This window comes from Gluconobacter cerinus (assembly GCF_025961355.1).
GTDB classification, from domain to species: domain Bacteria; phylum Pseudomonadota; class Alphaproteobacteria; order Acetobacterales; family Acetobacteraceae; genus Gluconobacter; species Gluconobacter cerinus.
Genome location: NZ_JAOQNM010000001.1, coordinates 818664 through 841199 on the forward strand (window position 1 = coordinate 818664; position 22536 = coordinate 841199).

A 22536-nucleotide genomic window follows, 5' to 3' on the forward strand; every position below is an offset into this window, starting at 1 on the left:
AGCTTCGGACATTCCGACCATGATCAGTCTTTTCGACCTGTTCCGCATTGGCCTCGGCCCGTCTTCTTCCCATACGGTCGGCCCCATGCGGGCCGGACACGCCTTTGCCGAGGCCCTTCCAGAAAGCATATCTGTCGCCAGAATTCAGGTGACCCTTTATGGCTCCCTGGCATGGACTGGCGTTGGACATGCAACAGACACAGCCGTTCTTCTCGGCCTCGAAGGATGGCTCCCGGATCAGATTTCGCCTAATGATGCCAAGCAGGTCATCGAAAAAATCCAGTCTACGAAACATCTGACACTCCGGGGTCAGACCATCCCTTTCGAACCGGCGTCCGATACCGTCTTCGATTACGAAACCGTTCCTCCTGTCCATCCGAACACGCTCCAGTTCGAAGCTTTTGACAGTGCTGGAAGGTCTCTCCTACGGGAGCGCTACTGCTCGATCGGTGGTGGTTTTATTGTTCCGGAAGACCACTCTACCGAGGCCACTCTCATCCCGCCCGTCGCCGTTCCTTATGATGTCATATCGGGGCGCAAACTGCTGGATGATTGCCAGAAAAGCGGCCTGACTATTGCTGGCCTGATCTGGGCCAATGAAACAACCCTTCGAGCCGATAAAGACGTCACTGCTTATATTGACCGTATTCTCGATACGATGATGGACTGCATCGACCGGGGACTAAGAGAAGACGGCATTCTTCCTGGCAAACTGCATGTCAAACGCCGCGCACGCACTCTTCACCGCAAGCTGGAAAGTGGAACCCGCTGGAATCAGCGCGCACCCCATGAAATCATGGATTGGGTGAGTCTTTTCGCAATCGCCGTGAATGAGGAAAACGCTGCGGGCGGACGCGTTGTAACCGCTCCGACCAATGGTGCCTCCGGCGTCATTCCTGCCGTCCTGCGCTATTACAGGGACTTCTGTCCCGGCGCCTCACGGGAGGGCATGCGGGATTTTCTTTTGACCGCCACCGCTATCGGCGCCTTGTTCAAGCGCAATGCTTCCATTTCTGGGGCAGAAGTAGGCTGTCAGGGCGAAGTGGGCGTCGCATGCTCCATGGCCGCAGCCGGGCTTGCCGCAGCGTTGGGCGCCACACCGGATCAGGTTGAAAATGCTGCTGAAATCGGCATGGAACATCATCTGGGCATGACCTGCGACCCGATTGGTGGCCTCGTCCAGATCCCTTGCATTGAGCGCAACGCGTTTGGAGCCATCAAAGCCATCAACGCGGCCTCACTCGCGATGCGCGGTGACGGAGTGCACCATGTTTCTCTGGATCAGGTGATCCAGACGATGCGCGAAACCGGCGCGGACATGAACCATCGCTATAAGGAAACGTCGCTGGGCGGTCTGGCTGTCAGCTTTCCGGAATGCTGAGACCGTTGCAGCCACATTGCGAGTTATTGCGTTCATTTTCTACTTGATCGGTTCAGACTTCTTGACCCGGCGCGAAGAAGGCTGGCAGGACCGGACATGTAACGCGCGGGGTTTGAACCGGGCGTATCTTCCCTTGCCCGACACTCCTTCTTGGACGTCCTCCATTGGCCGATACCTTGCCCACTCCTCCAAGCCCTGCTCCCAAGCCCTTACCTCCGGGACATGTCTCCTCACAGCACGCCCTGCGCCGTAAGGATCGTATCCATCATCTGAGACGCTCGGCCCGCGCCACGACAACCCAGTGGCGGCGCACTGTCATCTACTGGATCGGCGCCGTTCTCATTGGTGTTGTTGCCGTGCTTTTCGCCCGTATGGGTGACGCTGCTGCTGATCTGAGAACACGGATTCTGGAATGGCACCCCTGGGCGATGCTGTTCGTGGCCCCGGCAGGTCTCGCTTTCATCACATGGATGACCCGAACCCTTTTCAAAGGTGCACAGGGCTCAGGTATTCCGCAGACAATTGCCACCCTGCACATCGAGAATTACACGATGGTCGACAGGGTTCTGGCGCTCAAGATCTCGGTTGGGAAAATTCTTCTAACCTGTCTGGGCCTGCTTTGCGGTGCGTCTATCGGGCGCGAAGGGCCAAGCGTTCAGGTTGGGGCATCCATCATGCATGCCTTCTCCCGCCTCCTCGGACAGTCCAACATTGCCGCAAAGCGCAGCATGATCCTTGCCGGTGGCGCGGCTGGTATGGCCGCAGCATTCAATACACCGCTGGCCGGCATCGTCTTTGCGATTGAAGAACTCTCCCATTCTTTCGAACAGCGCACCTCCGGACGGACGCTGACCGTCGTTGTTGTCTCCGGTGTGACGGCCATCGCGCTGTTGGGAAACTACACCTATTTCGGCCATGCCGACGTTGATATCCCGGTTGGTACAGCATGGATCGCGGTGCTGACCTGCGGCATCCTCGGCGGACTGGCAGGTGGAACGTTCGCGGCACTGGTCATCAAGGCGTCGCGTGGTCTTCCAGGCCCTGTCGGCCGTTTCGCCGGAAAGCGCCCAATTGCCTTTGCAGCAGCCTGTGGGCTCGTACTGGCTATCATTGGCCTGATCTCCAAAGGGACAACCTATGGAACGGGCTATGCGCAGGCTCGCGCCATCTTCTCGGGCACAGAGCACTATCCGGCCTCTTTCTTCGTCCTGAAATATCTAGCGATGCTGGTGTCCTATTGCTCAGGCATTCCGGGCGGCATGTTTGCGCCATCGCTGGCGATTGGTGCTGCGATTGGAGGCTGGGTTGAGCAGTTTCTGCCCCACACCACGCCCGGCGCAGTCGTACTCCTGGGGACAGTCGCCTATTTCTGTGGCGTCGCGCAGTCTCCCCTTACAGCGACGATCATCGTCATGGAGATGTGTGACAACCAGCAGGTGACGCTTGCGCTGCTGGCCACGTCCTTTCTGGCGTTTGGTGTCTCTCGCATGGTGTGTCCTCGCCCACTGTACACCGCGCTGGCTGACAGATTCATGGAAGCCAACGAACATGCCCTGCGACCGCCCAGACCTGAGGCGCCAGAATCGAACACAGCAGCCACCGAAAATAAAAAAGCGCTCTGAGGAGCGCTTTTTTATTAAGAAACGAGGCTTAAGATTCTTTTCGTTAATAAGTAATTAATTCGACCTCAAACTCTTCCAATACGCGTCGATCTCTCTATCCATCAGAAAATCTATTTTACTGCACGATAACGCCTGATTAATCGTGAGTTTTCCGGCATTTCTTCATCTATTCAGAGATGTCGACGTGAAAATAAATTTCACATAAAGATACAAAAATCCAAAATCCATATTGTTTTTAAAATTCGAACATGCGATTGAACCGCCGCGCCCGAAAAGAACGCTATTTCAGGCGCTTCACCGCAATAACAATCCTATATGCCCATAATCAAAATTATCTTTGATTGATTCAAGGGCATTCATTATGGGCGCACATGCGTCTTTCCCCAAGAAAAGACATCCTAGTGAATCACAGAAATCCTTCCAGATATCCTGATCCTTGCCATGATGGACTGAACCGTCGTCAGCACAATACGACCGTCAGCGGACTCTATATTTCAGGAAAGAATGACTACCTCATTGTGAATTCTGGTGGCACCGCCATCAAGACAACAGTCACAGCAGGCGGCCATGTGGAGGTTTACTCTGGTGGCAGAACCATCAGCTCCATTCTGACAGTTCCAGACACTGAGGAAGTCATTTACTCCGGCGGAACGGCCACAGGCACAATCGCCACCAAAGGTGCAGGCCAGACCGTCAACACGGGTGGTGTTGCCAGTGACACGGTTGCAAGCAACGGCAATCAGTTCATCTTTGGCGGTTCGAGCTTCAATGCCTCCATCCAGAGCGGCGGCAAGCAGACTCTGACATCGGGAACGGCAACGGCCAACACCGTGACCTCTGGCGGCACAGTGGCTGCGACTGGCGGCACGACAGTTCGTGACCGTATTCAGGCGGGTGGCGTTGAGAATATCAGCCAGAATGCCGTTGCCTCAGGTGCGACTGTTTCGGGCGCTGCCGCGAGACTGAATGTTTCGAGTGGTGGCCGCGCCGTCAACACGATCGTCAATGCTGGTGGCAACATCGTTGTCGGAAGTAAAGGCATCGCAAGCGGGACGACAATTTCGTCTGGCGGATCTCTTGTCATTCAAGGCGGAAGCATCACCGATACGATGCTTGTCCCCGGTGGCCAGATCGACATCGGCACCCTGGATTATAAGGGCAATACGGCCGCAAAGATCGTCGGTAACGTCCTGACCGTGACACAGGGCAAGGCATCCTACACCATCAAGCTCGTAGGCGATTACTCCCAGTATCACGCCCATTTCTCCCCAGACGGAAATGGCAAGACAATCATCTCGCTGGATAAGGGAGCAGAAGTCTGCTTCCTCGCGGATACGATGATCCGCACCGCGACCGGTGACATGCCCGTTCAGGACATCCAAATCGGCGCTGAAGTTCTCGCCTGGACGCCCGAGGGAGAGCAGGTTCGCCCGGTCGTCTGGGTTGGTCGGAAGCATGCCATTGTCCGTCAAGGGCTGGCCCCGGATGTCGCGGGTTATCCGGTTCGCATTTGCAAGAATGCGATTGCAGATGGCGTTCCATCCAAAGACCTTCTGGTGACACCAGAGCATAGCCTGTTCATTGATGGCGGCCTGATCCCGGCCCGTATGCTCGTGAATGGCCGCAGCATTATTTACGACACGACGATCACATCCTACGATTACTTCCATATCGAGACGGATGTGCATTCTGTCCTTACGTCTGACGGGATGCTGACCGAGAGCTATCTCAACACAGGCAACCGGGACGGCTTCACACAGGATGGCGCTGTCGTCAGCCTGAGTAGCCCGGTACGCACATGGGAAGCTGATGCTGCTGCACCGCTGACTGTCAGCCGCAACAAGGTTGAGCCTGTTCATCACGCTCTTGCCGAGCGCGCGATAAACCTTGGCTTTGATGACGTCCGTGACGCCAGAGCAGTGGTGACAGACCCGGACCTGCATTTGATGACACCAGCCGGCAAAGTGATCCGTCAGTCCCGTGAGAGCAATGGTCGTGCGATCTTCACGCTGCCATCAAACGTCCGCAGCGTGCGCCTTGTCTCAAGAGCAGCCAAACCATCCGACGCTATTGGCCCGTTTGTGGATGATCGTCGTGACCTGGGCGTGCTGGTTGGGAACATCACCCTGTATACTCCTGAGAATACACATACGATCACGTCTCATCTGGAAGAGACTGATCTCTCAGGCTGGGCTGACAAAGAGAACTCTGCCATTCGCTGGACACTCGGCGATGCCCAACTCGATCTTGGCTCCAGTGCTGTAGAACACGGCATGTCTCTTCTTGCCGTAGAGATCGTTGCTGGCGGACCATACATCGACCAACCGAACACCGAAGTCTCCGCTCTTCAGGCATAAAACTGAAAACGGCCACCCTAACCAAGGTGGCCGTGTGACGAAGACTCAAAAACAATCCGGCCGTGGAGCTTTCTGCTCTTGGCCGGATTTATATCATTCAGACAAAATAGAATGTGCGGCAGCGTCTGCTTCTGCAGCACAGTCAGCAGCATCTGGTGCAGGGGCCGTAGCCTTCATGGCGCGCAGTTCTTCCTGAGCGGCGGCAAGATCATCCTGCAATTCCGGAGCCGCAAGAAGCGCATCCATTTCAGACGATGCATTCAGGAAGCCAGCCTGCACGTCCGATTTCCAGTGCGCCCCACAGACAATCCGGCTCTCACCAAAAACACGCCCGCGCTGCAGAAGCATGGTGGCATGTTTAGGCATCAGATGAGCAAGCAGAAGAGCCATGCCATATCCCGCCGTCGTATGGCCTGATGGATATGAGGAATGCAGACCCAATCCCTCGGGAGAGGTGCAGATTGGCAGGTTCGTTCCAACGAACGGCCGTGTCCGATGCCAGTAATGTTTAGCTTCTGACGTCCGGTGAATGATGGGATTTTCCATGCGCTTCAGCACAATCGCCAAATGGGGCGCCTTGGCCAGATCCAGCGTATAGCCGACGGAGCAGGAGAAATCGCGCACAAGATGCGGCACTTCCAGATCTGCATCTTTCTGCGCCAACGCCCAGCGTGGCGTATCTTTCAAGGCGCGTGTCTCACGGAAAATACGGTCATCATCCGCCTGCGCGGCACTGCCCGAGGCTGGTGGCTGCGGCAGAACCAGACGGGCATCCGGCACTGCGGACTCCGGCAATGGCTGCCGAGAGGGTGTTTCACAGGCAGAAAGGAGAGTGGCGCACATCAGAAGTGCAACAGGCAGGCGGACAGACGACATCATGCGGCGCAGGGTCTCACGAAAGGGAATAAAGACGATCCACTTTCATAATGTTCTCTTCCTGTCGGGGGAAAGTGTTTCTTTATGACCGTTGCAAGTCGTGCCTAGAGACACATCTGACAGATGGCAGAGTTGCCGTGCTGTGCAATGATGCTCATCAACGCCTCACCCCAGGAGAAAAGACATGTCCTCCACAGCACCGCGCGTCTCAATCCGATATTGCACGCAATGCAACTGGCTTCTGCGGTCTGGATGGATGGCGCAGGAACTGCTCTCCACGTTCGGGCAAGCTCTCGGGGAAGTTGCCCTGATCCCTGATACCGGCGGGCGCTTTGAAATTCATGTGGATGACGTGCTCGTCTGGGAACGCAAGCGCGATGGGGGATTTCCTAGCCCGAAAGAGCTCAAACAGCGTGTCAGGGATATCATCGCACCTGAACAGGACCTTGGTCACACAGACCGCTGATACTCATCTCGGAGAAAGACTGTCAGATCATTGGAGGGCCAGTTCTCCGGGATCTGCTTGAGCATGTCGCCTACAAATCCCCGGTGGTAAGTGGCGTGATTAACGACATGAAGAATAATCTGTTCACGGGTCATCACCCCAGGCTGGCCATCAACATATGTGAATGAAATCGGGCAGCTCAAATCATCCGCGCTCCATTGTCTGACGGCATTCAGATACCACTGATGCATGGATTGCGTGGCCTGCCAGAGCGCTTCGAGATCGGGCACCTCATCGGTCTGACGTGACCGATACCCATGATCCTGACCCTGAAGATGATGGCGGAAAATGTCGTCGACGACATAGACATGGTTCAACGTGCCCAAAAGGGTGCTGAACGTTGTCTGCCGCGGTTTCACAATCTCCAACTGCGGTAACTTGAACAGAGCTTCGTATGTCAGCCTGTCAGCCCAGAAGCGATATTCCAGGAACATGATGAGCGTCTGCAAATGAGGCGAAGAAGATGGTCTGGGCATAAGGCACCTCATTCCGATATCGTTCCATATGTGCCGTATTTAGCCAATCGAGACAATTCAGTCAGCCAGTAGTGCCTCATTATTAGAACGCTATAAGCATATTTATGCTATATCCGAGAACACTCTATCCATGAAATGATTTGCGAGATCCTTCTTCAGCCCGCGGGGACCCTTCCATGACCGCAGCCTGCGCCAGCCTCTCTCCTGCATCCGTTGACCTGCCACGGAACTGCACGTTCGAACCCGCAGACTGGCAGACCCTTGCCAAGTCCTGGTACCCGGTCGCCCTGTCCCGTGAACTCGGGGAGCGCCCGCTTGGGGCGGTGCTGTTGGATGCACCTCTCGTCATTTACCGCTCTGGAGATGATATCGTCGTTGCCGATGATCTGTGCCCTCATCGCGGTGTGCCGCTAAGCATGGGCAATGGAAACGGCGAGACGATTGCCTGTGCCTATCATGGTTTCCGGTTTGGCCAGGATGGCCGTTGCGTGCGTGTGCCTGCCCATCCGGACAGCAAGATCCCGCCGAAGCTCCACCTGAAGACCTACCCTGTTGTAGAGCGGTTCGGCCTCATCTGGACGTGCCTGCGCCCTGAAGGAGAAATCAATCTCCCACCGATGCCGCATTGGGACGATCCAGCCTTCCAGCAGATCACTTGCCCGTCCATCGACATCAAGGGCTTCGCAGGACGTCAGGTCGAAGGCTTCATTGACGTGGCGCATTTTGCCTTCGTCCACACCGAGACCTTTGCAGACCCTGAGAACCCGATCGTCCCATCCTATTCACCCAAGCTGACGGAAACGGGTTTCGAGGCTGAATATCGCAGCAACGTCTCCAACTTTCCGCACGGGCTTCTGGGCGTTGAAGAGTTTGCGGACTTCGAATGGCTCCGGCATTTCCGGGTTTTCCTGCCCTTCACGGCAACGCTGGAAATCCACTTCCCGAACGATGGCAGGCTCGTCATCATGAATGCAGCCTCACCGGTTTCGGCTCGTGTGACACGCATGTTCGCGCCAATCTGCCGGAATTTCGATACGACTGGCTCCGTTGAAGATGTTTACGAATTCAATCGCCGCGTCTTTGAAGAAGACCGTCAGATTGTTGAGGCGCAGAAGCCGGAAAACCTGCCGCTTGACCCCAACCTTGAGGCGCATGTGATGGCAGATCGCAGTTCCATCGCCTATCGCCGGGGCTTGCGTGGGATAGGGCTGAGCCACTTTTTCACGGCCTGAACGCAAAAAAGGAGGCCTAAAGGCCTCCTTTTCATAACGGTCTGAACCGATGCTCAGCTTGCAGCGGACAAGTCCACAACACCAACTGTTCCATCTTCCGTTCCGAAAATGATAGCCCCGCCCTGCGGAGTAAAGGACACGGACGTCACCTTGCCACGTGCAGCTTTCTGGCCTGAGCAGAGAGGCAGCACACGCTGGTCCCCGCCCCCGATCTCAGCCAGAAGAACAGTGCCGTCTTCGTAGCCGGCCGCAATGATGTCTTCCTTCGGGTTCGGGCACACAGCGCTGACAAACAGCCCCGGAAGACGGGCCAGCTCGGATGGAGCCTTGCCCATTGGGCCGCCACCGAAGAACGGCCACAGCACAATGGCATCCGCCCCGGCCGTCGCCAGCCAACGGCCATTGCGCGTAAACGCCATGGACCGCACCTGCTTTGGATAGCCGCTCATGCGCATGTTGTGCCCATCGGCCAGACGCCAGCCATGCAAGTCATTTTCCTGCATGGACGTCACGAGAGCTTCCCCACCCGGATGAATGGCAATGCCAATATGGCTGCCTTTCCATTCGAACGGGCGCACCGTATCGACCTTGGCCTGCACGAACCAGACAGACGCACCGTTGTAATGCGAGGCCGCAACGCGCTTGCCCTTGGCATCAAAAACAATGCCCGTCACAGATGACGGATGATCCAGCTTCTTGAGCGTTGTCGTGCCTTCAGCCGCCCGGACTTCAAGCTCCCGACCAGCCGAAAACGCGAAATGTGTGGTGGATGACGCAATACAGTCCACCCACCGGCGTTCTTCGCTCAGAACCTCCGTCCGGCCATCGGCATAAGTGCGGACAAGTTTTCCGTCCTCACCGCCCGTCAGAAATGCATCCGGCAGGCTGTCCTGTGACAGGCACAACGCTCCCTCGTGAACCGAGAGAACCGTCCAGGCGCCAAGCGTATTCATCTTGTCGCGCGGAATGAGAATGATCTCACCATCCGCCGTGGCAGCGGCCAAAGTCTTGCCATCACGTGACGACGCAACGCCGATGATCGGGCTTTCGAAGCGGCGTTCTGCGCCGCGATCTTCAATGATTTCCCGTGTCATTCCGCGATGCAGCTTTCAAAGCCGCGACGAAGCTGCGGACGGTTCAGATTACGGCCGATGAAAACCAGACGGGAGTCCCGGCTTTCTCCCTCACGGTAGGGGCCGATGAAATCACCATCTGCCATCATATGCACGGCCTGAAACGCAAAGCGCTGATCTTCACCCTTGAAGTGCAGAATGCCTTTGGAGCGCAGGATATCGCCACCCTGTTCCTGCAGGAGCGCGCCAATCCAGGCCTGAAAACGCCGCTGGTCAATCAGCTCCTTCACAGAGAGGGAAATGCTGACGATGCCCTCTTCATGGGAGTGATGATCGTTTTCCAGAAAATCCGGCATCGTGGACAGGGCGCGCTGAAGGTCAAAGCCACCACGGTCCAGAATGTCCGTCAGCTTCACGCCGCCATGCTGGGCTTCGTGAATTTCAGCCACGGCATTGATCTGGCGAATGCGGGTAACGATTTCCTTGCGGCGCTCTTCATCGGCAAGGTCGGTCTTGTTCAGAACGATCACATCCGCAAATGCGAGCTGACTGACGGCCTCCGGGCTTTCTTCCAGCGTCTGCATGATGTTGAAGGCATCAACAACTGTCACGACAGCATCAAGCCGGGCCTTCTGGCGGATGTTCTCATCCACAAAAAACGTCTGTGCAACAGGCGCCGGATCGGCAAGGCCTGTTGTCTCAACGATGATCCCGTCAAAACGACCACGACGACGCAGCAGCCCACCGAGAATGCGGATCAGATCTCCACGCACGGTGCAGCAGATGCAGCCGTTGTTCATTTCGAACACTTCCTCGTCGGCATCCACCACGAGGTCATTGTCCACGCCAAGCTCACCAAACTCATTGACGACCACGGCATATTTGCGGCCGTGCTCAGCAGTCAGGATATGGTTAAGCAGGGTGGTTTTACCGGCGCCAAGAAAGCCGGTCAGAACAGTAACGGGAACGGTTCCGGCGCGTGCCGGATCACTGGTGCTGGACATGGGGGTGCCTCCGTAATCTGCTTACGATATAGGCCCGCGCGCCGTGTCTTGAAAGCCGTTGCGATAGGCCAACCCCAGACCGAGCATCAGAAATCCCCATCCACCCAACGGCAGATTCATGAAATCCGAAGAGGACGCGATGGGCCATTCCTGAATGAAGACCGCAGCAAAAAGACCGATCGCAATGGCTGAACCCTGCCGTCCCGGCCAGAGCGCCTTGAGCCAGCAGGCCACCATCAGCACAAACAGGATCAGGCCCGGAATGCCGGCATTCACCAGAGCCTGAAGATAATGATTGTGCGGATGCTGAACACAAAGATCGCGCCAGCCTTTTTCTGGCGTTGCCATGGAAAGCCACGACAGACCGTGGAACGTCGCCGGGTCATCACAGTGATGGCGATAGGCGTCATAGCCCTGCCCCAGCAAAGGATGTTCCTGCGCCATCACCACAGCATGCGTGTAAATCTCGCCGTAAGGAGACTGGCTGAAATGCGTCAACTGCTGCCGGGCAAGCACAACGAGATGTGAGAAGCTACCGGGCGACAGCGCACTTGCGGCAAAGATCAGAAGCGGCATCATCGCCGCAGCAACAAGCGCTGCCGGGCGCATCGGCCGATACAGAAGCGCGCAGATGCCAATTCCGAACAGCGACAGCGCGAATGGCATTCTCTGCCCCGCGAGGACCATGACGGCCACAGCAAGAACCGTCGCAGCACAGAGCCCCAGAGTGCGGGACCAACGACTTTTCCACCCCTCGATCAACGTACAACCAAGCATCAGCATCGGCAAAATAAGACGTGACAGCGGGGCAGCGGCACGGGGGTGCGTGTAAGGGCCTGTGAGAGTGCCATCATGGAAGCGCGGCACGCCGAACAGATTTCGCCCGAACGCCGCCTGAACCATAATCTGGAATGCAATGTAGAGCCCGCATCCACACGTGATCCAGAGCGCTCTTCTGCGCCAGACGTCATCGCGCAACAGCCAGCAGCCCAGCGCTGCAGCAGCCAGCGGAAAGCGGATGGCCGCCAGAGACTGGCCCAGTGCCCCATGCCCGGGCGAGACCCAGACTGTGCACAAAACCTGCCAGCCCCACCAACAGAAGGTCGCGATGACCCAGGGCTCTCTTGCCCAGTCCCATTGCCGCGTTCGTGCAGACTGCACCAACAGCAGAACGGCAAGAATATCGAGGTCTGCTTCCGCCAGCCCTCTGAGATGCGTGAGTGTCAGCGGCAGCAGAACAGCAAGCCACTGGCCGAGGCGGGTCAGGGAAAAAGAAGACAGGCGCATGGACATTGTGGATGGCGGGTTTCGACTTTCCATGCAACCACCTCCATCCGAATGCGCTTTTTTGAAACAGTCCCTTTCTTATGGAGACAGGCATGTCCTCAGACACCATTCTCATTCCCGGCATCGACACTCCGGTTTCCCGCGTAGCTCTTGGCACCTGGGCCATTGGCGGCTGGATGTGGGGCGGCCCGGACGATGAAAACGGCGTTCGCACCATCCATGCAGCTCTCGATGACGGCATCAATTTCATCGACACAGCACCCGTCTATGGCTTCGGGCACTCAGAAGAAGTTGTTGGCCGGGCACTGGCCGAAAAGCCAAACAAGGCTTTCGTCGCGACAAAGCTGGGCCTGAACTGGACGGATGACAAACCCGAAGACCGCAAGGTTTTCCGTGATTCCCGCCCTGCCCGCATTCGCAAGGAAGTGGAAGACTCCCTGCGCCGCCTGCGGGTCGAGACAATTGATCTCGAACAGATCCATTGGCCCGATGACAAGACTCCCATCGATGAAAGCGCACGCGAACTGCAGAAACTTCATCAGGAAGGTAAGATCCGGGCGCTCGGCGTTAGCAATTTCTCGCCGGAGCAGATGGATATCTTTCGCGAAGTTGCCCCACTCGCAACAATTCAGCCCCCGCTGAACCTGTTCGAACGCACCTGCGAAAAAGATATTCTCCCATACGCCAAGAAGAATAACGCCGTGGTGCTCGCTTACGGCGCGCTTTGTCGCGGACTGCTCTCCGGCAAGATGAACAAGGACACGAGCTTCCCAAAAGATGACCTGCGTTCAGGTGATCCGAAGTTCCAGAAGCCAAAGTTCGAGAGCTATCTCGCCGCGGTCGAAGACTTCAAGGAGCTAGCCGCCAAGCGCGACAAGTCCGTTCTCGCCTTCGCCGTACGCTGGGTTCTGGATCAGGGGCCAGTCATCGCACTTTGGGGCGCACGCAAGCCTGAACAGGTCTCCGGCGTGAAGGATGTTTTCGGCTGGTCTCTGACCGACGAGGAGAAGAAGGCCGTGGACGAAATCCTGGCACGTCACGTCCCGGACGCGATTGACCCGACCTTCATGGGGCCGCCGAACCGCGACTGAAAGCAATGGCTGCCTGACGCAACGCGACAAGACGCGCGCGGGCAGCCTCCAGACTGAACAGAGTAGCCCGCTCGCGGCCCTTATGGCCCAGCTCCGCTCTGAGTGCCGGGTTATCCATCAGTTGACCTAGCGCCGCCTCTAGCGCTCCGGAAGCATCCGGGGTCGCTAGCAGGGCCGCGTCCCCGACTACATCCGGCAGCGCGCCAAATGGCGAGACGATCACAGCTGCCCCGCACGCCATGGCTTCCAGCGCCGTCATGCCAAATGGCTCCGGCCAGCGGCTTGGCACAACAACAACAGCCGCTTCCGTCATGGCTTCCAGAACATCCGGATGGGACCGATAGCCCGTCATCAGAACATCAGCCTGTGCCGCCTGAGGGCGCAACTGAGTCAAAAACGGGGTTTCCGGTGAATCCGGGCCAAATCTGTCAGCGCCCATAATGACTGCTGTCCAGTCCGGATACTGATGCCGAAGACTTGCCCAGGCTGAGACAAAAGCATCTACCCCCTTGTCTGCGACCACCCTTCCCGCGAACAGAACTTGTTTTTTCCGCGGGCGCTCAACTGGCAATACGGACAGATCCACACAGTTCGGCTGAATTTCGACGCGTGGCGGTATATCGCTGCCTTCTGCAAAACACGTCGCAACCCATCGGGACACAGCGCACACCAGCACCCTTGCGGCGAGCCGGGATCTTTCTTTCGCAGTTTTGGCGCCCCTCATGGAGCGCGGATCATTGTGCAGAATCAACCGGACGGGAGCGACACGGGACAGCGCCATAGCCAGATCGGGCCTGTTATGAACCTCGATCAGATCAGGCCGGAAGTGTCGGGCTGCGCGAACGCAGGACAGCGCATAGCTCAGGTGTTGAGGGAGTGGCCATATGCCACGCTTCAGAGGAACAAATTTACCGCCCGGCAGTGGCACGCCGGAGACAGCTCTGCCGATAACCCGATCATCACAAAAGGCCACGCGGCTGACGAGCAGGGAAATCGCGCCAGCGTGGCCCTCAGCATAAAGTTCACGCGGCGGCAGAACCGTCAGTACACGCAGAGACACTGCTCAGCCCTTTTCCAGATCCGGCCCGGCAAACAAGGGGCCGAGCGAGGATGAGGCTTAACAGCCTGAGGCAGAAGAGTGAAAGAGGCCTGCTCAGGAAGAAATCTGGCGCTTTTCCTGTTCAAGCTTCTGGCGGCGCACCACCTTACGATTCTCCCGCAACAGACGGTATTTTTCCAGCGCCGTCATGTTGGCAGACCTGTTTTTCGTGGAAAGACGTGGCTGAGCGTCAGACGAGCGCACGGCTGTATTTCCGGGGTTCACGAGAGAGGCCATTATCTTTCCCTACAGCTAGAAAGAGAATCCAGACACGAAACGTAATACAATTCATACTACCGGTTTCTGAACACTCGCAAGGCAATATCCGCCCAACGCGCAATACGGCCCGGGGGTTTCCACTCTTGAGTTCGCGGAGTGTATCGCGCACATGCGCTATAAGACGTCTTTTCTGTTCCGCGCCCTGAATGCCGGAGCGTCTCCCAGGAGCATCCAATGAAGATCAATGGCATTGCCTATCGCAGCATCTGGCGCCCGTCTGACGACGCCAAAAGCATCCGCATTTTCGATCAGACCCGCTTTCCATGGGAAGTGGAGGTGCTTGAACTCCGCGACGTCGGCGCTGTCGCGCATGCAATCCGCAGCATGCAGGTTCGGGGTGCTCCGCTGATTGGTGCTGTCGCGGCCTATGGTCTGGTTTTTGCCCTTCAGAACGACGCATCCGATGCTGCGCTGGAAAAAGCGGCCGCTGATCTGATTGAGACACGCCCGACCGCCATCAACCTGCGCTGGGCCATTGAACGCATGGTGACGCGTCTGCGCGCGCTCACGCCAGCAGAGCGCGTTGAAGCCGGATATGTGGAAGCGGATGCAATCTGTGATGAAGACGTTCAGGTCAATGAAGCCATTGGCCGCCATGGACTGGAACTGATCCGCGAAATCTGGGAGCGCAAAGGTAAGACAGGCCGCGTCAATCTTCTCACGCACTGCAATGCCGGCTGGATTGCCACGGTAGACTGGGGAACAGCACTGGCCCCCATATACATGGCGCACGACGAAGGCATCCCGGTGCATGTCTGGGTGGATGAGACACGCCCCCGCAATCAGGGCAGCCTACTCACGGCCTGGGAACTCGGCAGCCATGGTGTCGCGCATACCGTCATCGCGGACAATGCTGGCGGCCATTACATGCAGGCTGGCGATGTGGACATGGTCATCGTCGGCACGGACCGCGTAACGGCGCAGGGCGATGTGGCCAACAAGATTGGCACCTACCTCAAGGCGCTCGCAGCCAAAGACAACAACGTCCCGTTCTGGGTGGCACTCCCGTCTTCCACGATCGACTGGCGTGTTCGGGACGGCGTGAAGGAAATCCCGATCGAGGAGCGTAGCCAGAACGAAGTCCTGTTCATGACAGGTCTGACGGATAACGGTGCTCCGGGCCGCGTCCGCATTGCACCCGATAACAGCCCGGCGGCCAACCCGGCTTTTGACGTCACACCTGCCCGTCTGGTTACAGGCTTGATTACGGAACGCGGCCGCTGTGATGCTTCGGAAGAAGGGCTGAAGGGGCTGTTCCCTGACGGGCAGTAAACCCGCCTCCTGACAGTCCTGTGAGGATAGGCCCCTGCCAGAAACAGGGGCCTGACTTGCCTTCAACATGAGGGTGTACGCTTCTGTCGATGCACCCGGGTTTGCACTCTGTCAGAGTTTCCTCATTAGGGTGCGCCTGATCAGTCTGCCCGGCTAAAACTCTCCGCAAAATAACGGCATCGGTAGCGAGCAGTCACGCCATGCTCTGCCCCAACTCTTGACGCCCCATCGCACTTGCCGTTCAAGATGCAGGTTCATCGAGCCAGCATGAGGATGATTGTGTCAGACTCGCATATTTTCTGGCGAACAGCTGCTACGGCCGCCCTGTTCGCACTGACCGGCTGCGCCAGTCAGAACAGTGTCCGTCCGTATCCGGCCCAGACTCCCAACGCACAGTATGCGAACGGCACAACAGGTCCGGTGGGCTACAACAGCCACGTTCCGGACTTTGCGACCCGTAATTTCGAGCCGTTCAACCGTCAGGACGTCGCAGCGATTGCCCTGCGTGAATGGCGGATGTTCGGTGCCCCCGTATCAGATGATGACCCGGAAGACCGACCGGAACCCACCGATCCTGCCCTGAAGCCGGAACGCATTCCGGGATTGTGGCAGCGCATTGGTGAATACTGGTGGATTGGCCAGGACCCGTATGAAACGGAAGCTGGCTGGACGGGCAAAACCGATGCGAACGGCACACGTTTCGAAGCCGTGCATGACGGGCGCTACGCCTGGTCGGCAGCATTCATTTCTTACGTCATGCGTGTCGCCGGCGCGAATGACCGCTTCCCGTATTCGCCTAACCACGCGACCTATATCAATGCGGCCGCCAGTGGGCAGTCCAGCGGTGTCAGCGCGCATGATCCGGGAAGCTACACTCCGAAGATCGGCGATCTGATCTGCGTAGGCCGTGGCCGTAGCAAGACCGTGACATTCTCGATGCTGCCTACGTCTTACGGTTTCCCGGCCCATTGCGGCATCGTCGCGGCCGTCAATCAGAATGACCAGCCTTTCGGTCATGAGCTGAGCATCGTTGGCGGCAATGTGGACGACGCCGTGTCCCTGACACATGTCCCCACAGATGCGAACGGCCGGATCGCTGATGGTTCAGGCCACAGCTACGACAGCCGCTATCCGTGGTGCGTCGTCCTTGAAGTCCGTTATGACGCCGATCAGGAACCTGACAGCGGCATGTGAACGAATGGCAGTCCCCCGGCGCGCCAGCCCGTGCCGGGGCCATGCTTGTCTTCGAAGCCATCGACAATATTGCTTACATCCGCATATCCGGCATGTTCAGCCAGAAGCGCTGCATTATGGGAGCGCATCCCCGACCGGCACAGAAACAGGACGCGGCTGTTCTGATCAGGCACGGCATTCAGCAGTCCTTCCAGAAACATCTGTTCCAGACCCGGCTGCCACGTCAGACACACAACGGGCCTCGGCAGGGCGGAAGAATCGGGCAGGCCAATCTCCGCCCATTCCACAGGTGTCCGTACATCGACGAGGATGCTGTCGGCTTCATTTGCAAGCACGTCCCATGCCTGCTTTGCTGTCAGTACCTTCATGGCCTTCCTCATCCCTACAAAACGCGGTCTATAATTCCGTTAGCACAGGAGTGAACGTATGACTGACATCACCAGCCCACACCAGTCCGTTTCGGCAGGGTGGCAGAGCACCTCCTCCAGCATGACGGCCGCCATTGGCGGAACGCCGCTCATCCGTCTGAAGCGCGCCTCCGAAGAAACCGGCTGTGACATCTACGGCAAGGCAGAGTTCATGAACCCCGGCGGGTCTGTCAAAGACCGTGCAGCACTTGCCATTATCGAAGATGCTTTCCGCACTGGCGCTCTCAAGCCCGGCGGAACCGTTGTCGAAGGAACGGCTGGGAATACTGGCATAGGACTGACGCTGGTGGCCCAGGCCATGGGCTGCAAGGCGATCATCGTCGTGCCGGAAACCCAAAGCCGCGAAAAGCTCGACTTTCTACGCATGATCGGCGCAGACCTGCGACTGGTCCCCGCCAAGCCCTTCCGTGACCCAGGCAACTACGTTCATGTGTCGCGTCGTCTGGCTGAAGAAACAGGCGCTTTCTGGGCTAACCAGTTCGACAATACTGCCAACCGCGAAGGCCACCGCACCACGACAGCCGTCGAAATCTGGAACCAGACGGGCGGAAATATTGATGCCTTCACCTGCGCCTGCGGCACCGGCGGCACTCTGGCAGGCATCGGAATGGGCCTGCGGGAACAGGCTGCGGCAGCCGGCAAGACAGCCCCAAAAATCGTGCTGGCTGATCCGGAAGGTTCCGCACTCTATGGCTGGGTGAAATCCAACGATCTGACCATCAGCGGCGGCTCCATCACGGAAGGCATTGGCCAAGGACGTGTCACAGCCAACCTTGAGGGCTGCGCACCTGATGATGCAGAGCGAATTGCAGACCCGGAAGCGCTGGAGCAGATCTTTGCCCTGACCGCAGAAGAAGGCCTGTCAGTGGGTGGTTCGTCAGGCATCAATGTTGCAGCAGCTATCCGAACTGCAAGGAAGCTTGGTCCTGGACATACGATTGTTACAATCCTGTGCGATGGAGGGGCAAGGTATCAGTCCAAGCTGTTCAACCCTGAGTTCCTTCGTGCGAAAAACCTCCCGGTTCCGTCCTGGCTGGCGTAAGCACGAAAGTGGCGCGGCGGACCTGAACCGCGCCACAAGCCGATGGAAGGTAACATCATCATGGGTACAGAAACCCTTCCCCATCTTCTGGTCGTCGATGATGACCGTGAAATCCGGGAGCTTCTGAGCAAGTTCCTCGAACGGAACCACTTTCGCGTCACGGCTGCGCGCGATGGTCGTGAAGCCCGAAAAGCCTGGGCCAATGGTCATTACCAGCTTGTGGTTCTGGACCTGATGCTTCCGGGCGAAAGCGGCCTTGAGGTCGCCCGCTGGCTGCGCACCCAGGATAATGTCCCCATCATTATGCTGACGGCCATGAGCGATGAAACCGACCGGATTATCGGGCTGGAGTTTGGTGCCGATGATTACGTCGCCAAGCCGTTCAATCCCCGCGAACTCCTCGCCCGCATTCGCGCTGTGCTGCGCCGGACGGTGGATGCCTCCGAAAAGCGCCAGGCCACAGATACCCGCAAGATTATGTTTGCCGGCTGGTGCCTCGACCCGGTCCGCCGCCGTCTGCTCAACCCGGATGGAGCAGAAATCTCCCTGACGGGTGGCGAATATGACCTTTTGATCGCGCTGCTGGAACGCGCCAACCGCGTCCTGACCCGAGACATGCTGCTTGAGCTGCTTCGCGGCCGTCAGGCTGGACCGTTCGACCGCGCCATTGACGTCGCCATCAGCCGCCTGCGTCGCAAGCTGGAAGATGACGGCCGAAATGCACAGGTCATCAAAACCGTGCGTGGTGGTGGTTACGTCCTTGCAGCAGAAGTCGAACGCGTCTGACCGTGCGCTTTTTTCCTAGTTCCCTTGTCGCCCGCACCAGCCTGCTCCTGATTGTTGGGCTGGGCGTTATTGAACTTGCGGGACTGGGGATCCACGCGCTTGACCGCCTTGATCTGGCTGAACGCAGCCAGATGCATGACTATCAGATCCAGGTCTTTTCCATTTACCGCACGATTGCGGAAACAAAGGCGGAAGACCGGAAGAACGCCATAGACGACCTGCACATCCCGTCGAACACAACAGTTCTGCTGCTTCCGACGCCGGATCAGGAAATCCATAGCCACAAAATCCCGCTCCCCTTTTTCGCATCCGGGGGGCTCTCTCAGGGGCGATTTCATGCACCGCCGCCGGGCTTTGGTCCGGGCGGGGCTCCGTTTGGTCCAGGAGGGATGATTGAACCGGGCCTTCCGGGAGCAGCCCCGCCGGGTGAAGAACATCCATCTGGCGCTCCGGAACACGGCCCTTTCCCTGACGAACGGAACTTTGACCGCCCTCATGAAGGCGGACCCGAAGGATGGTACGGGCCGGGACTGGGTGGCCGCGAAGGATATCGGGAAATCCCGCCTTTCATGCGCGGATCATTCCTGCCTTCATCCCTTTATCCACTTGAAGTCTGGGCCGGGCAGGAACTTCGTACACATTCCACGTCGATGCTGTTGCCGGATGGTCAGTGCTGGCTTGTCATCCGTTACGTCATGCCCTTGCCCAACCCTTTCGAAGCGCCGACATTCATCATTGCGTTCCTGATGATGTCCCTCTTCGGAGGCGCCTTGATCCTCTGGGCCACACGTCGCCTGATCGCCCCCGTCACGACGCTGGCCACCGCTGCCGAAGCGCTTGGCCGGGACGTGAACAGCTCAACGGTTCTTCCGGAAAACGGCCCATCAGAGATCCGTCGGGCGGCTATTGCCTTTAATACGATGTCCATGCGGATCCGTCGTTTCGTCTCGGATCGAACGCTCATGCTCACGGCCATTGGGCACGATCTGCGCACACCCATCACACGACTGAAGCTGCGCGCCGAGTTCATTGACGATGATGAACTGCGCAACAAGATTCTGGCGGATCTTGATGAAATGGAGGCCATGGTGGCCGCCACACTGGCTTTCGGTCGTGACAGCGCATCTAATGAGCAGGTTGTCTTCCTTGATCTGCGCACCCTGCTGCAAACCATCATGGATGAAGCAGCCGAAAGCCATCCGGATCAGGCAGACGCGCTTGTCTATGAGTTGCCGATGCAGCCAGTCCGCATTCAGGCACGGTCCGTGGCACTGAAGCGCGCGCTGAACAATCTCATTCTCAATTCTTTGAAGTATGGTGGAAGTGCGCATGTCACGCTCATTCCACCGACAAAAAAGAAAGAAAAAGATCGCACTGCCCGCATCATCATCGAAGACAATGGCCCCGGCCTTCCCGAGAGCGAGCTTGAACGGGTTTTTGAACCTTTTGTGCGGATCGAAACCAGCCGCAACCGTGAAACAGGCGGCACCGGCCTGGGACTTTCCATCGCCCGGACAATCCTGCGGGCACAGGGCGGCGACGTGCGCCTTCAGAACCGTGGCGAAGGCGGCCTGCGGACGATCATCACACTGGCGGCGTAGGCCCCTCTCCTCATCACTTCTCTGCCATCCATAGCCTGAACCGCTCAAAGGCGGTTCCAATCTGTTCAGCATGTCTTTCTATGTCAGGGACGCCCCAACACAGGAGAGCCAAGGCATGAGTGACCAGAACTTTCGCAGCATTCTGACAGGATCATTTTCGACCCCTTGCGCAGACAATCCGACTGTCGCCATGATCGAAGCCGCATACATCCATGAAGGGCTGAACGCGCGTTACATCAACTGTGACGTCAAGGCAGACAATCTCGCTGACGCCGTCAAAGGTGCCAAAGCCATGGAATGGGTCGGGTTCAACTGCTCCCTGCCCCATAAGGTCGCAGTTCTGGAGCATCTCGATGCTCTGGATGAGTCAGCAAAACTGATCGGGGCAGTTAATTGCGTCGCCATCAAAGACGGGCGCCTGACGGGCCATAACACGGACGGCAAGGGGTTTCTGGCGTCCTTGAAGGAGATCACAGATCCAGCCGGGAAACGCGTTCTCCTTCTTGGTGCAGGTGGAGCTGCCCGTGCGATTGCCGTTGAACTGGCACTGGCCGGCGTCGCCCATCTCACCGTCGTCAATCGTGACGTCAAGAAAGCCGAGACCATTGCTACGCTCGTGCGTGACAACTCAAGCGCAGATGCCGAAGCCAAGCCCTGGGAAGGCGACGTTTCCGTTCCCGAAGGCACAAATATCGTCATCAATGCCACATCCATCGGCATTGGTGATCCGGAGGCGATTCCTCCTGTGGACATCAAAAGCCTGACCAAAGGGCAGATTGTTGCGGACGTCATTCCCAACCCACCGCAAACACGCTTCCTTCAGGAAGCCCACGCGCAAGGCTGCACAACCCTTGATGGCTTGGGAATGCTGGTCAACCAAGGGCTGATTGGTGTTGAGATCTGGCTGGGCAAGACGCTCGATGGAGACGTTATGGCCCAGACACTGGAAGAAATTTTTGAATCATCCGGAGACTGAACTCCAAGGCCCCTCCGTCTGAAACACAGACGGAGGGTTCTATATTTTGCCTAGATAGGCTCTGCCCGGCGACGCAGCCAGACTGTCAGAACGAGACAGACCGCCGCCAGCAACACACCCCACCAAAGTGACGGCATCGAAAACAGGGCTAAAAAGTCCAGATGTCCGGTTACGATCTTGTCTGTTGGCGTATGCTGTACATCAAACCCATCAGACTGGGTGGCGATGATCTTCATCTGGGCATCGTGGAAACCGGTCCCGGGAAAATGCAAAAAGCGGTCCCATATGATGCCCGTAATATGGTTCGTACGCAGACCAATGGCTTCCACAATATAGAGACCCGCCAGTCCCCCTAAAACCCACACCGCAGGCACCGTTCTGACACTGGCTGAGACCAGGAACAGAACAGCATAAATCGGTAACCACCACAGAGTATTCAGCACGATATAGGCAACATCATCGATCATCAGATGACCTATACTGGCTTGTTCTGCCAGACCCACCGGAGAAATTCCGTATGCCTGTGCAGTCGCGACAATAAGAACGACCGTCGCCACCCAGCTTAAAAACAGCGACAAAAGAGGGCCGATCGCAAGCACAACACTCGCCTTGGCCGCCACACTCAATCGGTCCGAGACAGGCAGAGACTTCCAGAAAAGCACCGACAGGTCCTTACGTTCATTATAGAACGTACCGAGCGCATAGATGCACCCCACCGTCAGGGCTGCGACATTGGCGATCCCAAACAGCATTTCCGCCGTGATCCTGAACATCAGGATTGGTGGAACACTTTCTGCCGTCCCTTTCATGACCTTGAGGTGGCTCGTGTGCAGCTGCAAGCAGAGAAGAACCAAAGGCAGACAAACCATTACCAAGGGGCCGAGTATCAAAAACCGGTTTCCCCAAAGCTCTCGCCTGACAGACCAGACGTATTGCTTCAGCGACCACGTCATTT

The 22536-nt window shown here is 57.4% G+C and carries 21 protein-coding genes; 12 read left to right on the plus strand and 9 right to left on the minus strand.

What is annotated here, in order from left to right:
* Positions 1-19: 19 nt before the first annotated feature.
* The 3 genes from M2305_RS03810 (at position 20) to M2305_RS03820 (ending at position 5360) form a co-directional block, all read left to right on the plus strand.
* Positions 20-1381, plus strand: coding sequence for an L-serine ammonia-lyase (locus tag M2305_RS03810; protein ID WP_264648609.1), 1362 nt, complete (start codon positions 20-22; stop codon positions 1379-1381).
* Positions 1382-1752: 371 nt separating this feature from the next.
* Positions 1753-3003, plus strand: a complete 1251-nt coding sequence (locus tag M2305_RS03815; RefSeq protein WP_346006179.1) for a chloride channel protein — start codon at positions 1753-1755, stop codon at positions 3001-3003.
* Positions 3004-3404: 401 nt separating this feature from the next.
* Positions 3405-5360, plus strand: coding sequence for a Hint domain-containing protein (locus tag M2305_RS03820; RefSeq protein WP_264648610.1), 1956 nt, complete (start codon positions 3405-3407; stop codon positions 5358-5360).
* A 93-nt stretch (positions 5361-5453) separates the two neighbouring features.
* On the opposite strand, the gene M2305_RS03825 is transcribed toward M2305_RS03820, so the two are convergent.
* On the minus strand, positions 5454-6239 hold the full coding sequence (locus M2305_RS03825; RefSeq protein WP_264648611.1) for an acid phosphatase: 786 nt from the start codon (positions 6237-6239) through the stop codon (positions 5454-5456).
* Between the two features lie 181 nt (positions 6240-6420).
* On the opposite strand from M2305_RS03825, the gene M2305_RS03830 reads away from it, so the two are divergent.
* Positions 6421-6702 (plus strand): SelT/SelW/SelH family protein, encoded by a 282-nt coding sequence (locus M2305_RS03830; protein WP_264648612.1) that lies wholly within the window; start codon positions 6421-6423, stop codon positions 6700-6702.
* On the opposite strand, the gene M2305_RS03835 is transcribed toward M2305_RS03830, so the two are convergent.
* On the minus strand, positions 6687-7217 hold the full coding sequence (locus M2305_RS03835) for a DinB family protein (RefSeq protein WP_264648613.1): 531 nt from the start codon (positions 7215-7217) through the stop codon (positions 6687-6689). The two genes, M2305_RS03830 and M2305_RS03835, sit on opposite strands and share 16 nt — an antisense overlap.
* Positions 7218-7393: 176 nt before the next feature.
* On the opposite strand from M2305_RS03835, the gene M2305_RS03840 reads away from it, so the two are divergent.
* The gene (locus M2305_RS03840; RefSeq protein ID WP_264648614.1) at positions 7394-8449 is read left to right on the plus strand and encodes an aromatic ring-hydroxylating oxygenase subunit alpha; all 1056 of its coding nucleotides are present in this window, start codon (positions 7394-7396) and stop codon (positions 8447-8449) included.
* A gap of 53 nt (positions 8450-8502) precedes the next feature.
* On the opposite strand, the gene M2305_RS03845 is transcribed toward M2305_RS03840, so the two are convergent.
* The 3 genes from M2305_RS03845 to M2305_RS03855 are packed head-to-tail and all read right to left on the minus strand — an operon-like array spanning position 8503 to position 11846.
* A complete protein-coding gene (locus tag M2305_RS03845; protein ID WP_264648615.1) occupies positions 8503-9543 on the minus strand; it encodes a WD40 repeat domain-containing protein in 1041 nt (346 codons plus the stop codon).
* Entirely contained in the window at positions 9540-10526 is a 987-nt protein-coding gene (locus M2305_RS03850) for a CobW family GTP-binding protein (protein WP_264648616.1), read from the minus strand. Before M2305_RS03850 ends, M2305_RS03845 begins: the two co-directional genes overlap by 4 nt.
* Before the next feature lie 21 nt (positions 10527-10547).
* On the minus strand, positions 10548-11846 hold the full coding sequence (locus M2305_RS03855; protein WP_264648617.1) for an O-antigen ligase family protein: 1299 nt from the start codon (positions 11844-11846) through the stop codon (positions 10548-10550).
* A gap of 59 nt (positions 11847-11905) precedes the next feature.
* On the opposite strand from M2305_RS03855, the gene M2305_RS03860 reads away from it, so the two are divergent.
* Entirely contained in the window at positions 11906-12904 is a 999-nt protein-coding gene (locus tag M2305_RS03860; RefSeq protein ID WP_046900003.1) for an aldo/keto reductase, read from the plus strand.
* Here the strand turns inward: M2305_RS03860 and M2305_RS03865 are convergent.
* Together M2305_RS03865 and M2305_RS03870 are read right to left on the minus strand one after the other, a co-directional pair.
* The gene (locus M2305_RS03865; RefSeq protein ID WP_264649928.1) at positions 12879-13958 is read right to left on the minus strand and encodes a glycosyltransferase family 4 protein; all 1080 of its coding nucleotides are present in this window, start codon (positions 13956-13958) and stop codon (positions 12879-12881) included. The two genes, M2305_RS03860 and M2305_RS03865, sit on opposite strands and share 26 nt — an antisense overlap.
* A 99-nt stretch (positions 13959-14057) precedes the next feature.
* Positions 14058-14240: a hypothetical protein gene (locus M2305_RS03870; protein ID WP_046900004.1), complete on the minus strand. Its 183-nt coding sequence runs from the start codon at positions 14238-14240 to the stop codon at positions 14058-14060.
* Between the two features lie 216 nt (positions 14241-14456).
* Here M2305_RS03870 and mtnA point away from each other — a divergent pair, with 216 nt between their 5' ends.
* The gene (gene mtnA, locus M2305_RS03875) at positions 14457-15554 is read left to right on the plus strand and encodes an S-methyl-5-thioribose-1-phosphate isomerase (RefSeq protein ID WP_211504343.1); all 1098 of its coding nucleotides are present in this window, start codon (positions 14457-14459) and stop codon (positions 15552-15554) included.
* 273 nt (positions 15555-15827) lie between these two features.
* Positions 15828-16748, plus strand: coding sequence for a DUF2272 domain-containing protein (locus tag M2305_RS03880; RefSeq protein WP_086634000.1), 921 nt, complete (start codon positions 15828-15830; stop codon positions 16746-16748).
* Here the strand turns inward: M2305_RS03880 and M2305_RS03885 are convergent.
* Complete coding sequence (locus M2305_RS03885; protein ID WP_174694771.1) at positions 16724-17116, minus strand: rhodanese-like domain-containing protein; 393 nt, start codon at positions 17114-17116, stop codon at positions 16724-16726. The genes M2305_RS03880 and M2305_RS03885 overlap by 25 nt on opposite strands.
* Positions 17117-17174: 58 nt before the next feature.
* Here M2305_RS03885 and M2305_RS03890 point away from each other — a divergent pair, with 58 nt between their 5' ends.
* From M2305_RS03890 to aroE, 4 genes are all read left to right on the plus strand, one after another.
* Positions 17175-18218, plus strand: a complete 1044-nt coding sequence (locus M2305_RS03890; RefSeq protein WP_264648618.1) for a cysteine synthase A — start codon at positions 17175-17177, stop codon at positions 18216-18218.
* A 60-nt stretch (positions 18219-18278) separates the two neighbouring features.
* Positions 18279-19004: a response regulator gene (locus M2305_RS03895; RefSeq protein WP_046900890.1), complete on the plus strand. Its 726-nt coding sequence runs from the start codon at positions 18279-18281 to the stop codon at positions 19002-19004.
* 2 nt (positions 19005-19006) lie between these two features.
* Complete coding sequence (locus M2305_RS03900; RefSeq protein ID WP_099210756.1) at positions 19007-20605, plus strand: ATP-binding protein; 1599 nt, start codon at positions 19007-19009, stop codon at positions 20603-20605.
* 115 nt (positions 20606-20720) lie between these two features.
* The gene (gene aroE, locus M2305_RS03905) at positions 20721-21581 is read left to right on the plus strand and encodes a shikimate dehydrogenase (RefSeq protein ID WP_264648619.1); all 861 of its coding nucleotides are present in this window, start codon (positions 20721-20723) and stop codon (positions 21579-21581) included.
* Between the two features lie 50 nt (positions 21582-21631).
* Here the strand turns inward: aroE and M2305_RS03910 are convergent, their stop codons facing one another.
* Positions 21632-22420 (minus strand): ABC transporter permease, encoded by a 789-nt coding sequence (locus tag M2305_RS03910; protein WP_264648620.1) that lies wholly within the window; start codon positions 22418-22420, stop codon positions 21632-21634.
* Positions 22421-22536 lie beyond the last annotated feature (116 nt).